Source organism: Micromonospora palythoicola (assembly GCF_036689795.1).
Taxonomy (GTDB): Bacteria; Actinomycetota; Actinomycetes; order Mycobacteriales; family Micromonosporaceae; genus Micromonospora; species Micromonospora palythoicola.
In genome coordinates this window covers 1-15,871 of the sequence record NZ_JBAGKI010000057.1, presented here as the reverse complement: position 1 = coordinate 15,871, position 15,871 = coordinate 1, and the positions used below count along the sequence as shown (strand labels likewise).

Here is a 15,871-nt window from a genome sequence, read left to right as displayed (position 1 = left end):
TCGGGCGGATCCGCCCCTCGGCACCGTCACGGGGCGACGGTCTGCCCGCGCTTCGCACGCTGGATCTGGTCGTAGACATGCGTGCGCAGCTCGGTGAAGCGCGGCAGCGCCCGGGTGGTGATCTGGTCGCGCTCCGGCGGCAGGTCGACGGTCAGATCCTCCTGTACCCAGGTCGGCGACGCGGACAACACCAGCACCCGTTCCCCCAGGTACACCGATTCGTCGATGTCGTGGGTGACGAAGAGAACCGAAATCTTCCGGGTCGTGTGCAACTCGCGGACGAGATCCTCCAGGTCCGCGCGGGTCTGCGCGTCGACCGCGGCGAACGGCTCGTCCATGATCAGCACTTCGGGTTGGTACGCGATGGCCCGCGCGATCGCCACCCGCTGCTGCATGCCGCCGGAGAGCTGCCAGGGGTGGCTGCGGGCCGCGTGCGCCAGCCCGACCGCCTCGATGGCGTCGGTGACGAGCTTGTCGCGCTCCTGGCGGGAGAGCCGCTTGTGGCGCAGCGGCAGCTCGACGTTGCCCCGGACGGTCAACCACGGGTAGAGGCTGCGGCCGTACTCCTGGAAGACCACGGCCATCGCGGGGCTCGGGCCGGTCACCGGCTGCCCGTCCATCTCGACCAGGCCGCTGGTGGGCCGGAGCAGACCGGCCAGGCACTTCAGCAGGGTTGTCTTGCCGCAGCCCGACGGCCCGACGATGCAGACGAGTTCGCCGGAGCGCATGGTGAAGCTGATGTCCCCGATCGCCTCGACGTCGCCGTTCGTGGACTCGTAGACCTTGCGCAGGTGCTCCACCCGCAGCAGGGTGCTCTGATCAGGCACGGTTGACCTCCCTGATTCCGTGGTACCAGCGCAGCACCCGTCGCTCGACGACCCCGAAGGTCGCGGCGAGGAGCACGCCGACGAGGCCGAGCAGGAGAATGCCACTCCACATCTCGGCGATGAGGTAGTTGCGTTGGAAGTAGGCGATCCGGTAGCCCAGTCCGGCGGACGAGGCGAACATCTCCGAGATGACCATCAGGATCAGCGCGACCGACAACCCCTGCCGGACCCCGGTCATGATCCGCGGGCTGGCCGCCGGGAGTACGAGGAACCGAAGCCGCTCCCACCAGGTGATCTGGAACGAGTCGGCGGTCTCGGACATCACGCTGTCGGTGGCCCGGACACCGTCGATCGTGTTCAGCAGGATGGGCCAGACCGCGCCGGAGACGATCACGACCACCTTCATCGTGTCGGTGATGCCGAGCAGCAGCATCACGACCGGGATCAGCACCGGTGGCGGGATGGCCCGGAAGAACTCCAGCAGCGGTTCGAGCAGTTCCCGTAGCCACTGGAACAGCCCGATGAGCGTGCCGGCGGCGATACCGATCACGATCGAGGCCGCGATGCCGAGGGCGAGCCGGTAGAGGCTCGGCAGCACGTCGTCGACGAACGCGGGGCCGATCCAGGTCTCCCGGAAGGCTTCGAGGATGGTGAGGGGGCCGGGGAAGAACCGGTTCGTCGACGAGGAGGACGCCAGTCCCCAGATCACCAGCAGCAGGAAGGGCAGCCCGAGCGAGTAGAGGAAGCCCGCGGTGACGCGGCGCCCGAGACCGCCCCCGCGCGGCCGCTTGGCGACCCGGTCGGTGTGCGACCGCTCGGCGACCCGGTCGTGCGCGGTCACAGGACCTCCTCGCCGCGTACGGACTGGTGCCACGACAACGAACGTCGTTCGATGAACCGGAAGACGAGATTCACCAGGAGCCCGAGCAGCCCGGTGACCACCACGAAGGCGTACAGCCCGACGGAGTCACCGGCGGAGCGGGACAGCTCGATCATCCGCCCCAGGCCGGGGTTGCCGATCACCATCTCGGCGGTGATGGCGAGGATCAGGGCGACGGCCGCGGCGAGCCTGACGCCCGTCATCAGATACGGCAGGGCGGTGGGCAGCACCAGGTACGACAACCGCTCGCGGCGGGTGAGTCCGAAGCTGCGGGCGGTGTCCCGGGCGACCGCGTCGACGTCGGCGACACCGTAGATCACCTGCACGAAGACCTGCCAGAACGACGCGTAGATGATGATGAGGAGGGCGGCCTGCATCTGGATGCCGAACAACAGCACGGCGAGGGGAATCAGCGCCACCGAGGGGATGGGCCGCAGGAACTCCACCACCGTGTGGGTGGCGCGGCGCAGGAAGGGCACCAGCCCGACGATCGTGCCGAGGACGACCGCGGCGGCCGTGGCCACGGCCAGACCGATCGCCCAGGAGGTCATGGTGTACCCGAGCCGCCGCCAGAAGGCGAGGTCACGGAACTCCTCGGCGAGCCGGGCGAACACGTCGGTCACGTACGGCAGGTACTGCGAGTTGATCAGGCCCAGGGTCGGAACGAGTTGCCAGACGACGAGGAACCCGGTCAGCCCGACAACGCCCAGCATCACCTTGCGCAGCGAACGGGGACGTCGGAGGGACAAGACGTGCATGTTGCTCCCGTGGTCGGCGGCGACGCCCTTCCCGGCCGCTGACCGGGAAGGGCGGGACCGCGCCGGCTACTACTGCTGTTGGATGAGGCGGTCGAAGTTGGGCTGCTGGTCGAGCACCTTGTACTTGCCGGCGAGCGTGGCCAGCGACTCCAGGCTCGCCCGGTCCAGCTCCCAGCCGAAGCGCGGCAGCTTCACCGAGTCCGCGACCGGCTCCGGGAGTTCCAGGTTGTCCTTGATCGCCTGGCGGACGGCCGCCTCGTTGGCGGAGTCCTGCGCCCAGGCGAGGGTCTCCTTCATCGCCGCGGTGAAGTCGGCGACCAGCTCGGCCTCGGAGTCCATCTGCTCCTTCGTCGTGATGGCGGTGAGCGTCGCCAGACCGGGGGCGACCGCCTGGTAGGGCGCGACGACGAACGTGTCACCACGGTTGCGCAGCTGGGTGACGAAGGGTTCCGGCACCCAGGCGGCGTCGATGTTGTCGGCTTCGAGCTGCGCCGGCACGTCGGGGAAGGCGACCTCGACGAACTTGATCGTGGACGGGTCACCGCCGTCCTTCTCCACCGCGGCCATGATCGTCACGTCGCCGGCGGCACCGAGGCTGTTGACCGCCACCCGCTTGCCCGCGAGCTCCGCCGGCCGGGTGATGCCCGACTTGGCCGAGGCCACCACGGCGTTGATGTCGTCGCCCTCGGCGTAGGACGAGGCGTAGTTGCCGATGATCACCACGCCGAGGTCCTGCAGGTCGGCCCGGAACGGGCCGAACGGCTGACCGATGGCGAAGTCGATGTCCCCGTTGATCAGCGCGGGGATGGCCTGGGCCCCGCCCTGGGCGGGCAGCACCTCGACCGAGAGTCCGTGCTTTTCGAAGATGCCGGCCTTCATGCCGCCCCACAACGCGGCGGTCTCGGTGATCGGCAGGGCCGCGACACGAACCTGGCGGAGTTCGCCGCTGTCCTCTCCCGAGGGGGTGGCATCCGAGTCCGTACATCCAGCGAGCGCGATCGCGACGCTGGCGATCAGCCCGAGCGTGAATACCTTCTTCATCGACAAGGCCCTTCCTGGGGCGGGGGTGGTGGGCGCGTCAACACCTACGGGCGCCTTCAGACCTACGGCGGGCTCGATGTGAGTGAGATCACCCGGCCGTGTTGGCCATCGTCGGCCACCGACCTTCGAATGTCAAGAAATTCTGACGCCCGTCATGAATCGATTGAATATCGGTTTGGGCACGTCAGCCCAACGCGCGCGCCAGCTCGGTGCGGGACCGGATACCGAGCCGATGGTAGATGTTGCGAAGGTGATGGTCGATGGTTCGGGTGGACAGGAACATCTGCCTGGCCACCTCCCGGTTGGTGGCACCGGCGGCGACCAGGTGCGCGATGCGCAGTTGCTGACCGGTGAGCAGCCGCACGGCGTGCGGGTCCGGCGGGCCGACGGACTCCCCCGCCGCGCGCAGTTCCACTGTGCTCTGCCGGGCCCACGCCTGGGCACCGAGCAGGATGAAGGTCTGCCGGGCCCGGTGCAGGTGGTCGCGGGCCTCCCGGGGGCGGCGGGCGCGGCGAAGTTCCCGGCCGAAGAGCAGCTCGGTGCGCGCCCGTTCGAAGGTGGCGGCATCGGTCGGGTGCAGCGACAGCGCGGCCCGGAAATGCTGCTCGGCCTCGGTGCTGCCGCGCGGGGCCAGCAGGGCGTGGCAGCGGGCCGACAGCGCCCGGCGCAGCGGGCTGGCGGTGCTGCCGGCCCACCTGTCGAAGACGGCGAGCGCGCCGCGCGCCCGGGCGTGCCGACCGTCGTGCGCGGCGGCCTCCACCAGGTGGGGCGTGGCCATCACCTGAACGAGCACCTGACCGCGCCCGGTACCGGGGCGAGCCAGCGCGGCCAGCCGGTCGGCGGCGTCGGCGTACCTGGCCTCGGCCAGGTCCAGCAACGCGAGGGCCCACTGGGCGAGGGCGTGCGGACGGCTGCCCGGCACGGCGGCGTCGCCCAGCTCGGCGACGTGACCCAGACTGGTGTCTCGGTCGGAGCGTACGGCCGCGAGCACGGCGAGCAGACCGAGATGCGCGCCGACGCTCGTGTGCTGGCCGGTGGCCCGCGCCACCCGCAGTCCTTCCCGGCAGCTGCTCGTCGCGGCCTCGTGGCGGCCCAGCCAGTACTCGCTCATCGCCCGCAGTTCCAGCGCCCGGGGCAGCAGGGACACCTCACCCCGGTCGAGGGCGCGTTCGACGGCGCGGTCGGCGAGCCGGTACGCCGTGGCGTCCACCGCGACCAGCAGACCGGCCACGGCCGCGCCGGTCAACGCGGTAGGGGTCGCCGCGGCACCGGTCAGCCGGCCGCCGAGCACCACCGCCCGACGCAGCAGCGGTCCACCGTGGGCGTGTTCGCCGCGCAGCGTCGCGGCGACTCCGGCGACCAGGGTGGTCAGCAGCTCTGCCCACGGCGGATCCGCGTCGTGCCGAAGCGCCGCCATCCGGCGGGCCACCTCGGCGTAGCGGTACTGGTCACCGCAGTAGCAGACGGCCTCGCCGGCCCGGACCAACGCGACGAGCGCCGACTCGCGGTCGACGTCGGCCAGCGTGCTCGCGGCGGCCAGCAGGGTCGGCAGCGCGGCCGGCACCGGTCCGCAGCGCAGCCGCATCTCGCCACGCAGCAGTTCGGTGAGGCCCCGGATGGCGGCGGTACCCCGGTCGCCCACCACGTCGCCGCCGGCACCCTGCCCGGCCGGCACGGACGACATCTCCTGGGGCGACGCACCGGTCGCGTTGTCACGTCCGTCCGGCAGTACGGCAGTCGGACCGCTGGGCGCATCCGCGACGTGGTGCAGCAACGCGCGGGCCCGGTCGGGTTCGCCGGCCTGCCAGGCGTATCGGGCGGCGCTGATCAGCCGGCTGGCGGCGAGCACCGGATCGTCGCTGAGTTCGGCGGCCCGGGCCAGCGCCGTCGCCGCGACGGAGCGGTCCGCGCGGTCACCGGCAGCGTCCGCCAACTCCGTGGCCAGCGCCGGTGCCGGTCCGTCGGTCGCCGCCGCCAGGTGCAGTGCCCGGCGCAACCGGGCTCCGGTGCCCTGGAGCGCGGCGGCGAGCAGCAGATGGGCGTCGCGCCGGACGGCGAGGGACGCGGTCGCCTCGACCATGGCGCGGGCCAGCGGTCGGGGGAAGGCGGCGCCACCCGCCGCCGTGAGCCGGACCAGGCCGGCGGCCTCGGCCGGTGCGAGCGTGTCGACAGTGCCGCCGACCGTTCGCAGCGCTCGGCCCAGCGTCACCGGATCCACGACGTGAGCGTGGTCGGTCCGGCTCGGGTGGGTCGGGGCGGTCGCGGCGAGCGCGGCCAGCAGCAGCGCGTGCCGCGTGTCGCCGGGCAGGCGGCAGAGCAGTGCACGGTACGCCCGGCCCAGGTCGCCGTCGGCCGGCACGGCCGCGGGCAGGGGCTCGGCACCCTGCCACTGGCCGGGTGTCAGCGAGTCCGCGAGGTCGACCAGGGCCTGCGGATTCCCGGCGGCGAGGGCGCTCAGCCCGGCCAGCACCGGGCCCGGTGGTGGCGGCCCCGGGCAGCGGGCGGCCAGCAGGGCGTGACTGTCCGGTGCGTCGAGCGGCTCCAGCCGGTGGCGGGGTATCGCGTCCGCCCCGCTGTCGCCGCCGGTGACGAGCAGCAGGACGACGGGCAGGTGCGGCAGGCGTCGGGCCACCAGGGTCAGCAACCGGGCGGTGGGAGCGTCGCCCGCGTCGAGGTCGTCCATGGTGCACAGCAGCGGACCGTCGTGGGCGGCCTCGGCGAGCAGACCGAGCACGGCGTGGGAGAGCACGAGCAGGTCCTGGTCGCGACAGCCTTCGCCGGCCATCGCCCGGCGCAGCACCTGCCGTTGCCGTTCGGGCAGCGCGCCCGCGCCGTCGAGCACCGGGTCGAGCAGCCGCTGCAACCCGGCGTAGGGCAGCGTCGCCTCGTCGGGCAGGCCGGCGGCGGCGAGCACTCGACGCTCCCGACCGTGCCGGTGGGCGTACGCCAGCAGCGTGCTGCGCCCGGAGCCGGGCTCGCCGTGCAGCAGCAGCGCCCGCCCGGCCGGTGCCGCCAGTAGCCTCCGGATCTCCCGACACTCCACCTGCCGGCCCCGTAGCACATCTATTTGCACCGTGGATGCATTAATCATGCATCGAGTCTCGCCTACCCGTCGGCGCTTGAGAAGAGGGAATTGTCGGGCGGCGGCGCCCCGGTGTCAGCGGTCGGCCGGCTCGGCGAGCAGCGCGCCCACGGTGCGGGCCATCACCGCCCGGGCCGCGTCCACGCCCAACCCGAGGCCGTCGCGCAGGGTCGACCACGCCGGCCAGGTGCACGCCGCCACCACAGCGTTGACCACCTGGTCCCGGGCCGGTCCGGCGCGGTCCAGTTCGTCGGCGAACAGCTGCTCGACCTCGCCGCGTACCCGGGCGATGTGCTTGAGCCGGTTGCGGCGCAGCTGCGCGGAGACCGGTTCCCGCATCTGCGCGGCCCGGGCCGACGGCGCGATCAGTTGCAGCAGTTTCGCCCGCTGCCGGCAGAACGCGTCGACCCGCTTGGTCAGCGGCAACGTGGGCGAGATCGGCCGCCAGGCGGCGTCCTGCTGGCGCAGCAGCTCCGCCCCGCTGGCCTCGAACAGGGTCTCCATGTCCTTGAAGTTGGTCCAGAGCGTACGCAGGGAGATGCCGGCCCGCTCGGCGATGCGCTCACCGGTCGGGCGCAGGTCACCCTCGCAGATGAGGGCGAGATGCGCCTCGACGATCGCCGCCCGGGTGCGCTCGGCCCGAGCGGTGCGCCCGTCCACCCGGCCGGCCGCCTCGGCACTGACCATCCCCGCCGTCCCCCTCACCCTGGCGTCGCATGCGTGCCTGCCGAGTCTAGGCGCTGACCGGACGAGCCTCGTGGGACCCGGCCGGGCCGCCGCGCTCGCGGTGACCGGTTCGCTCACCGCGCCCGGTGTGCGCCGCTCAGGTCAGCCGGCGCACACCGGGCGAGCGGATCAGGCGCTCGGCACGCCGTTGGCCGGTGGCGCCACCGGCGGTGCGGCGTACTCGTTGACCGGCCCGTCGGCCTCGTCGGTCTCGTAGGTGGGGCCGAAGTAGCGCTGTTCTCCCCCCTCGACCCGGCTCAGCCGGCCACCGCCGTAGCCGGAGTGGTCGGTGGCGGAGAACCGCAACGGCGCCACCCCCGGCCCCTGGTAACCACCCTTGCGGACGGCCTCGACGAGCGACTCCCGGGTGAGGTCCTTGCCGGCGGCCTGGAGCACCTGCACGAACAGGTAGCCCACCGCCATGCCGTAGACCGTGTTGCCGTCGAACTCCGCACCGCCGTTGTGCTCCGTGTTCACCTTGGTGAACAGCTGGATCCACGGGTCGTCGCTGTCGCCCTGCATCGGCAGGTAGTTCAGGCCGATCAGTCCCTCCAGCAGGCCGGCGGCGTCGCCGAGCTGCCGGGACAGCGTCGGCAGGTCGGCGCCCACGTTCGACACCACCCACTGCGGCTTGAAGTCCAGTCGGGCGGCGGTGCCGACGGACAGGGCGGTGAAGCCGGGCACGGTGGCGAGGATGACCACCTCGCAGCCGGCCGCCTTGAACGCGCCGATCTGCGGTGCGACGTTGGTGTTGCTGGTGACGTACGTCTGGCGGGCCGCCACGCCGTCGGCACCGAGCACCTTCTCCACGCCGGCCAACGCGTCCCGGCCGAAGTCGTCGTCCTGCCCGAGGAAGCACACCTTACGGCCGGGCAGGGCGGTCTTCACGTGGTTGGCCAGGATCTTGCCCTCGACCGTGTAGTCCGGGTTGAAGCCGAAGGTGTTCGGGTAGCGGTCGGGCTGGTCCCAGTTGCGGCTGCCGGAGGCGACGAAGAGGTCGGGCACCCGGTTGGTGTGCAGGAAGTCCAGCACACCGGTGTGGGTCGGTGTGCCGAGGCCGTTCAGGATGGCGAAGACCTTGTCCTGCAACACGAGCTGCCGGACGACCTGCTGGGTGGTGGCGGGGTTGTAGCCGTCATCCACGATCTTGTAGGTGAGCTTGCGGCCGTGTACGCCGCCGTTGGCGTTGACGTAGTCGAAGTACGCCTTCGTCGCCGGGGCGATCTTCGAGTAGCCGGCGGACGCCGGACCGGTGAGCGGCATGTGGGTGCCGACGACGATCTCCGTGTCGGTGACGCCGGGCACCGCCGCGCCCGCACCGGGACCGTCGTCGGCACCGCAGGCGGCGGAGGTGAGCAGCAGGGTGAGGGTGGTGGCGATCACGAGACCGCGTCGTGCCGTGCTTCGCATGGGACACCGACCTTTCATCGGTCCGGTTGTGCGATATGGGTGGTTGCGGTGAGCGGGTGGAACGGTTACGACCGCCCGACCGGCCAGCGGGCGCGCAGCGCCCGGGCCAGCCGGGACAACAACCCCTGCACGCCGCCGGGCGCGGCGATCATGACCACGATCAACGTGGCGCCGAAGATCGCCAGCGGCAGGTTGCCCTCCAGCCGCTGTGCCGCCGCCGGTGAGAGGGTGAACAGGTTGGTCAGGGAGTGGGTCAGGTCGGGCAGGGCGACCAGCAGGAGGGCGCCCCAGGCCGCCCCGGCGAGTCGGCCGAGACCGCCGATGACCACCGCCATCAGCAGGAACAGCGACAGCGTCAGGCCGAACGCGCCGGGTGACACGCTCTGCGCGAGCACCGCCAGCAGGGCGCCGCCGAGGCCGGCACTGGCCGCGCTCATCACGAACGCGACGATCTGGGTACGCGCCACGTGGATACCGGCCAGGCGGGCGGCGACCTCGTCGTCGCGTACCGCCCGGAACGCCCGGCCGTAGCGGCTGCGGACCAGGTTCGCCAACAGCACCAGGCAGCTCAGGGTCGCCGCGGCGGCCACCCAGAGCTGCCACCGCTCGTGCGGGAAGTAGCTGCCCAGCCCGGCCGGGGCGGGGGCCACCGGCACCGCCAGACCCTGCTCGCCGTTGAAGACCCCGTCGAAGGTGACGGTCAACGCCGGCACCACCACGGCCACCGCGAGGGTGAGCCCGGCCAGGTACGGCCCGCGCAGTCGGGCGGCGGCGACCCCGACGACCGCGCCGACGACGACGGTGGCCAGCACCGCCGCCACCAGCGACACGATCAGCCACCCGCCGGCGGTGAGGCCCCGCTCGGCGAAGGCGTTCTGCACCAGGGCGAGGGTGTACGCGCCGGTGGCCATCAGCGCACCGTGTCCCAGCGAGAGCTGCCCGCAGAGGCCGGTCAGCACGGTCAGCCCGGCGGTGGCGCAGAGGTACGCCGCCACGGTGGCCAGCTGGAAGTTGCGGAACGAGTCGAGCTGGTAGCTGGCCAGCAGCACCAGCAGCGCGACGCCGGCCGCGACGGCGAGGTGGCGTACCACGGTCGGCAGTGACCGGCCGGGCCGGGCGGGATCGGCGGCGGCGTGCCTGGCCTGCGGCGCCGCCGCCCGGGTGGCGCTCACACCCGCCTCGCGGTGACCGGGGCGAACAACCCGCCGGGACGCAGCAGCAGCACCGTCAGCAGCAACGCGAGCACCGCGAGCGGAATGAGGTCTCCGCCGGCGTAACCGCTGACGTAGGACAGCAGCAGGCCGACCCCCAGACCGCCGACGACCGCGCCGGGCGGGCTGTCCAGCCCGCCGAGCACCGCGGCGGTGAACGCGGAGACGAAGACCAGGTCCATCGCGTGCGGATGCAGCCCCAGTCCGGTGGGGATGACGAGCATCGCGGCCAGGGCACCGACACCCGAGGCGAGCGCCCAGCCGAGGGTGAGCATGCCGCCCACGTTCACGCCGAGCAGTCGGGACACCTCGGGCGCGAACGCCGCGGCGCGCATCCGCAACCCGATCGCGGTGCGGGTGAAGACCCAGACCAGGGCCGCGCCGACCACCCCGACGGTGGCGAAGACGAACAGGTCGTACGGGGACAGCACGGCGGTGCCACCGACCGTCAGCGCGGTCCGGCTGAACGGTGGCGGGGCGGGCAGGTACTCGTTGCCGTACACCATGCCGAGGACCGCCTGGATCAGCAGGACCAGCCCGAGCGCGACGATCACCGGGTTGAGCGGTGACCGGTGGTCCACCAGCCGCATCACCGCGATGTCGACGACCGCGCCGAGCAGCAGACCGGCGAGCAGCGCCGCGCCGAAGCCCAGCCAGTACGAGCCGGTGGCGGCGGTGACGCTGTACGCGACGTACGCGGCGGCCACCGCCATCGCGCCCTGGGCGAAGTTGACGATCCGACCGGCCCGCCAGATGAGCACCAGGGCGAGTGCGAACGCGGCGTAGACCGCGCCCCTCGACAGGCCGTCGAGGGTGAGGAAGAGGAAGCGGTCCACGGTCCTCCTTGCGCTCTTCAGAATCCGAGGTAGGCGTGGCGCAGGTCGGCGTCGTCACGCAGCCGGGCGGCCGGTGCGGCCAGGACGACCCGCCCGAGCGACATCACGATGCCCTGGTCGGCGACGGCCAGGGCGCTGCGCACGTTCTGCTCGACCAGCAGCACGGTCAGCCCGGTGTCGTCGCGCAGCTGGCGCAGCAACGCCATGGTCTGGGCCACCACGCGGGGAGCCAGGCCGAGCGACGGTTCGTCCAGCAGCAGCAGGCGGGGCCGACCGACCAGGGCCCGGCCGAGAGCCAGCATCTGCCGTTCGCCACCGGAGAGCTGGTGGCCGAGGTGTCGCCGCCGTCGGGCCAGGGGCTCGAACAGCTGGTAGACCTCGTCGAGGGCGTTCCCGGCGGCGGTGCGGTCCCGCCGCCACAACGCGCCGAGGCGCAGGTTCTCCTCCACCGTGAGTTCACCGATCACGCCGCGCCCTTCCGGCACGTGCGCCATGCCGCGCCGGACGAGTTGCTCGACCGGGGTGCCGCGCAGGTCACTGCCGTCGAGGAGGATCCGGCCGGCGGTCGGGCGCAGCATGCCCGACAGGGTGCGCAGCAGGGTGGTCTTGCCGGCACCGTTGGCGCCGATGACCGCGGCGATGGTGCCGGTGGGCACCCGCAGGTCGACCTCGTGCAGCACCGGCACCGGCCCGTAGCCGGCGGCCAGGGCCTCGACGGTGAGCAGGTCCCCGTCCACTACGCGGCCTCGTCGACGGCCGCACCGAGGTAGGCGTCCACCACGGCCGGATCCTCGCGGACCGCCTCGGGTGCCCCGGTGGCGACGACCCGCCCGAAGTCGAGCACCACGATCCGGTCGCAGACCGCCATGACCAGGTCCATGTGGTGTTCCACGAGCAGCACCGCGCAGGGGTCGGTGGCCCGGTGCGGCAGTTGCCGGATCAGCTCGGCGAGGGTGTCCACGTCGTCGGCGCCGAGACCGCCGGCCGGCTCGTCGAGCAGCAGCAGCCGGGGGCGGGCGGCCAACGCGCGGGCGAGCGCGACCCGCTGGCGTACCGCGAACGGGAGGGTGTCCGGCGCGGCGTCGGCGTACTGCGTGATGCCCAGGTCGGCCAGGACGGCGCGGGCGTGCTCGCGCAGCCGGCGTTCGTCGCGGTCGCTGCGGGGCAGCCCGAGCAGCGCCGGCAGCAGCCCGGCGCGGGCGGTGTGGCTGGCCCCGGCCATCACGTTCTCCAGGACGGTGAGCCCGGCGAACAGCCCGGTGCCCTGCAGTGTCCGGGCGATGCCCAGCCGCGTCAGCCGGTGTGGTCGCGGTCGCAGCGGTCGGCCGTCGAGGGTCAGCGTGCCGGTGTGCGCGGTGACGAAGCCGCACACGACGTTGAACAGGGTGGTCTTGCCGGCCCCGTTGGGGCCGATCACCCCGACCACCTCGCCCGGCCCGACGGTCAGCGAGACGTCGTCGAGGGCGGTCAGGCCGCCGAAGCGGACGCCGACCTGGTGCAGTGCGAGACCGTCCGCCATCAACCCGCCCCTCGCCGCACGACCAAACTTATTACACTCGGAGTGTACGTTTCTCGCGTGTTTCGTCAACACCCTCGATGCCTGGTTGTTACCTACCGGTACAGCGATTCGTGGCGCCGTCGCCGGTGCCCGGTCCGGGCAGGTCGACCAGCCGGGCCAGCGCCTCCCGGTGCCGGTCGGCCGTGCCGAAGGCGATCGCGGTGCTCTTGGCCCGCTTGAGGTAGAGATGGGCCGGGTGTTCCCAGGTGAAGCCCAACCCACCGTGCAACTGGACGCAGGTCTCCGCCGCCCGGACCGCCACCGGACCGCAGTACGCCTGCGCCAGCGCGGCGGCCAGCGCCGCCTCCGAACCGACCGCCCGCTCGTCGGTTGGCGCGGCGCCGAGGAGGTCGGCCGCGTACCGGGCCACCGCCCGGGCCTCGGTCAGCTCCACCCAGAGGTCGGCCAACCGGTGCTTGACCGCCTGGAACGAGCCGACCGGCCGGCCGAACTGGTGGCGCTGCCGCACGTAGTCCACCGTCGTGTCCAGACACCACTGCGCCACCCCGACCTGCTCGGAGGCGAGCAGCGCCGCACCCGCCGTCAGCGCCACCGTCACCGCCGTCGCGGCCACCGCGCCCCGGGCGACCGGGTGGGCGGGTGCGGCGGTGAACTCGAGGTCGACGAGCGGTCGGGTGGCGTCCAGCGACACCACGGGAGTCCGGCGTACCGCCGGGTCGGTGCCGTCGACGGCGTACAACCCGTCGGCGGCCGGAACCAGCAGCAGGCCGTGCGGGACGGTGTCGGCCACCCCGAGCACCCGGCCGGACAGCGTCGGACCGGGCCCCGGCGTGACCGGCCCCGGATCCGCGTCGGGCGCGGTGGCCAGGCCGACGGCCAACGCCACGTCGCGTTCGGCGGCGGCGACCTGGCGCAGCAGGGTGGACTCACCGCAGGCGAGCAGTGCCCGGGTGGCCACGACGGTGCCGAGGAAGGGCACCGGCGCGACCGCCCGGCCCAGTTCCTCGAGCACCACCGCGACCTCGCGGAAACCGGCTCCGGCACCACCGTGCTCGACGGGCACCGCCAGGCCGGTGACCCCGGTCTGGTCGACCAGCCGACGCCACAACGCCCCGTCGTACGGCTCACCGACGTCGACGGCGGCGAGGATCCGCTGCCACGGTGCGTGCGCGGCCAGCAGCGCGCGGACGCTGTCGCGCAGCGCCTCCTCGTCGGCGTCGTAGAGCAGGTCGGTCATCGGTCCACCCGAGGCTCGGCGGGCAGGCCGAGCACCCGCTCGGCGATGATGGTGCGCAGGATCTCCGACGTGCCACCCTCGATGGAGTTGCCCCGGGCGCGCAGGTAGCGGTAGGTGGCGGTGCGGCCGAGCAGGTCCGGTGCCGACGGGCGACGCATCGTCCAGTCGTCGTGCCGCAGCCCCTCGGCGCCGCGCAACTCCACCTCCAGACCGCTGATCCGCTGGCTCAGCTCGGCGAAGGAGAGCTTCACCGCCGAACCCTCGGGGCCGGGCTGGCCGGCGGCGATCAGCTGCCGCAGCCGCAGCGCGGCCAGCCGGGCGGCCTCGGCGCGTACCCACGCGCGCAGCACCTGCGTGTGCAGGCCGCCCGTGCGCAGGTCCGGTCGCTCCCGCCATAACCGGGCCAGCACCCCGACCATCCCGCCCTCCCGGGGCAGCGGCCGTCCGCCGATGGCGACGCGCTCGTTCATCAGGGTGGTGCGGGCGACCTGCCAACCGTGCCCGACCTCCCCGATCCGGTGGGCGTCGGGTACCCGGGCCCCGGTCAGGAAGACCTCGTTGAACTCCGCCTCGCCGGTGGCCTGCCGCAGTGGCCGCACCCGCACCCCTGGCGCCGTCATGTCGCAGACGAAGTAGGTCATCCCGTGATGCTTAGGTGCCGCCGGGTCGGTGCGGGCCAGCAGGATCGCCCAGCGCGCCTCGTGGGCCAGGGAGGTCCACACCTTCTGGCCGTCGACCACCCAGTCGTCACCGTCACGCACCGCCCGGGTACGCAGGCTCGCCAGGTCGCTACCGGCGTCGGGCTCGCTGAACAGCTGGCACCACACCTCCTCGCCGGTCCACAACGGTCGCAGCCAGCGCCGGCACTGCGCCTCGGTGGCGTGCCGCAGCAGGGTGGGCGCGGCCATGCCGAGCCCGATGCTGTTGCGCCGGGGCTGGTTGTCCGGCGCGCCGGCCTCGGCGAAGGCGTCGTCCACCACGGTCTGCAGATGCGGCGGCGCACCCAGGCCACCGCGACCGGGCGGGTGGTGCACCCAGGCCAGTCCGGCGTCGAAGCGGGCGCGCAGGAAACCGGTGCGGTCACCGCTCGGGTCATGCGTCCGCAGGAACGCGGCGACCAGCCGGCGCAGCCCGTCGGCCGTGTGGTCGGACACTCGCCACCTCCAACATTTTTGCACTGCCGATGCAATATACGGCCGCCGGTCCTCGGGACGGAAGACCGGCGGCCGGATGGAGCCGGGGCGGACGCGTAGGTGGCCGCCCCGGGCCGACCTCAGTGCGGGCAGGTGTCGCGGTACTCCTCGATCGCCAGGCCACTCGGACCCGGGCAGAGGAACTGCTCGTACCGGGTGTCGTCGTCGACGAACCGCTTCAGCCAGGCCACCATCTGCTTGGCGGTGGGGGTGTTCACCGTGTTGGGGAAGAAGTGACCCTCACCGTTGAGTTCGAGATACGCCTTCTCCGTCGAGGCCGGGATGCTGTTGTAGAACGGCTCGGAGTGCGACGAGACCGAGGCCACCGTGTCGTTCTCGCCGCCGACGATGAGCGTCGGCACCCGCAGGTTCGACCAGTTCTTGTCCAGGTTCCACGGCGCCAGCGGCACCGCGGCCTGCAGCGACGGCCGGCTCGCCGCGGCCTCCAGGCTGCCGCCGCCGCCCATCGAGTGCCCGGCCACGGCCAGCCGGCTGGCGTCGATCCGGCCGCGCACCGAACTACGCTCGGTCAGATAGTCCAGCGCGGCCAGCAGCTGCCGGCCGCGACTGCTCGGCTGGTCGAACCGGGTGATGGTGTCGATGCCGATGACCACGAAGCCGTGCGAGGCGATCCGTGGGCCCAGCCAGTCCAGGCTCGACCAGGAGGCGGTGTAGCCGGGCGAGATGGCCACCGCGCCGAAGGTGCCGGCCGTGGTGGTGGTCGGGTAGTAGATGACGCCGCCGCCGAAGCCGCTGACCAGCGAGGAGACGCTCGTCGACGAGGTGGCGAAGGGGCCGCGGCTGGCCTCCAGGATCGCGTTCGTCGGCGCCGGTCCCCGCTCGTACGGGTTGGCGGCCTGAGCCGGGGACGAGGTGGCGACGACGCCACCGGTGACCAGGACGGCGGCCATCGCCAGCCGGGCCAGGAGGGAGACGGAACGGGGACGGGTGGTGGTGGTAGATCGCACGTCGGATACTCCCTTGGGTCGGAGTGGTATCGACTGCGATCAGTGTTTGGGGCGCTCCGCCAGCACCGCATCGGCAAAATCACCAGTCCCGGGGGGGGCCGGGGCCCGGGGGGGCGCCCCCCGCCGCCCCCGGGGGCGCCCCGGGCCGGGCCCGCGGGGGCGGGGGGGCGGGAGGGGGGGGGT

Annotated in this window: 14 protein-coding genes; all 14 read right to left on the bottom strand. The window is 72.8% G+C overall.

All coding sequences use genetic code 11. From position 1 onward, the window contains the following. Positions 1-26: 26 nt before the first annotated feature. Positions 27-827 carry an ABC transporter ATP-binding protein gene (locus tag V5O40_RS21585; protein ID WP_332907150.1) on the bottom strand — a complete coding sequence of 267 codons (801 nt, stop codon included), beginning with the start codon at positions 825-827 and terminating at the stop codon, positions 27-29. Beyond that, the gene (locus V5O40_RS21580) at positions 820-1,668 is read right to left on the bottom strand and encodes an ABC transporter permease (protein ID WP_332907149.1); all 849 of its coding nucleotides are present in this window, start codon (positions 1,666-1,668) and stop codon (positions 820-822) included. The genes V5O40_RS21585 and V5O40_RS21580 overlap by 8 nt, the downstream gene beginning before the upstream one ends. Continuing rightward, positions 1,665-2,456: an ABC transporter permease gene (locus V5O40_RS21575; protein WP_269741344.1), complete on the bottom strand. Its 792-nt coding sequence runs from the start codon at positions 2,454-2,456 to the stop codon at positions 1,665-1,667. The genes V5O40_RS21580 and V5O40_RS21575 overlap by 4 nt, the downstream gene beginning before the upstream one ends. A 78-nt stretch (positions 2,457-2,534) precedes the next feature. Next, positions 2,535-3,506 (bottom strand): ABC transporter substrate-binding protein, encoded by a 972-nt coding sequence (locus V5O40_RS21570; protein ID WP_164447085.1) that lies wholly within the window; start codon positions 3,504-3,506, stop codon positions 2,535-2,537. Positions 3,507-3,690: 184 nt separating this feature from the next. Then, the gene (locus tag V5O40_RS21565; protein WP_332907148.1) at positions 3,691-6,597 is read right to left on the bottom strand and encodes a helix-turn-helix transcriptional regulator; all 2,907 of its coding nucleotides are present in this window, start codon (positions 6,595-6,597) and stop codon (positions 3,691-3,693) included. Between the two features lie 66 nt (positions 6,598-6,663). After that, positions 6,664-7,275: a TetR/AcrR family transcriptional regulator gene (locus tag V5O40_RS21560; protein ID WP_332907147.1), complete on the bottom strand. Its 612-nt coding sequence runs from the start codon at positions 7,273-7,275 to the stop codon at positions 6,664-6,666. 168 nt (positions 7,276-7,443) lie between these two features. Beyond that, positions 7,444-8,724 (bottom strand): ABC transporter substrate-binding protein, encoded by a 1,281-nt coding sequence (locus tag V5O40_RS21555; protein WP_332907146.1) that lies wholly within the window; start codon positions 8,722-8,724, stop codon positions 7,444-7,446. Positions 8,725-8,789: 65 nt separating this feature from the next. Beyond that, positions 8,790-9,896 (bottom strand): branched-chain amino acid ABC transporter permease, encoded by a 1,107-nt coding sequence (locus V5O40_RS21550; RefSeq protein WP_332907145.1) that lies wholly within the window; start codon positions 9,894-9,896, stop codon positions 8,790-8,792. After that, complete coding sequence (locus V5O40_RS21545; protein WP_332907144.1) at positions 9,893-10,771, bottom strand: branched-chain amino acid ABC transporter permease; 879 nt, start codon at positions 10,769-10,771, stop codon at positions 9,893-9,895. Before V5O40_RS21545 ends, V5O40_RS21550 begins: the two co-directional genes overlap by 4 nt. Positions 10,772-10,788: 17 nt before the next feature. After that, positions 10,789-11,508 carry an ABC transporter ATP-binding protein gene (locus tag V5O40_RS21540; RefSeq protein WP_332907143.1) on the bottom strand — a complete coding sequence of 240 codons (720 nt, stop codon included), beginning with the start codon at positions 11,506-11,508 and terminating at the stop codon, positions 10,789-10,791. Further along, complete coding sequence (locus tag V5O40_RS21535) at positions 11,508-12,290, bottom strand: ABC transporter ATP-binding protein (RefSeq protein ID WP_332907142.1); 783 nt, start codon at positions 12,288-12,290, stop codon at positions 11,508-11,510. The genes V5O40_RS21540 and V5O40_RS21535 overlap by 1 nt, the downstream gene beginning before the upstream one ends. Positions 12,291-12,378: 88 nt before the next feature. Then, positions 12,379-13,527, bottom strand: coding sequence for an acyl-CoA dehydrogenase family protein (locus V5O40_RS21530; RefSeq protein WP_332907141.1), 1,149 nt, complete (start codon positions 13,525-13,527; stop codon positions 12,379-12,381). Continuing rightward, positions 13,524-14,681 carry an acyl-CoA dehydrogenase family protein gene (locus V5O40_RS21525; protein ID WP_332907140.1) on the bottom strand — a complete coding sequence of 386 codons (1,158 nt, stop codon included), beginning with the start codon at positions 14,679-14,681 and terminating at the stop codon, positions 13,524-13,526. The genes V5O40_RS21530 and V5O40_RS21525 overlap by 4 nt, the downstream gene beginning before the upstream one ends. Before the next feature lie 119 nt (positions 14,682-14,800). Beyond that, positions 14,801-15,631: an alpha/beta hydrolase family protein gene (locus tag V5O40_RS21520; RefSeq protein ID WP_332907170.1), complete on the bottom strand. Its 831-nt coding sequence runs from the start codon at positions 15,629-15,631 to the stop codon at positions 14,801-14,803. Positions 15,632-15,871 lie beyond the last annotated feature (240 nt).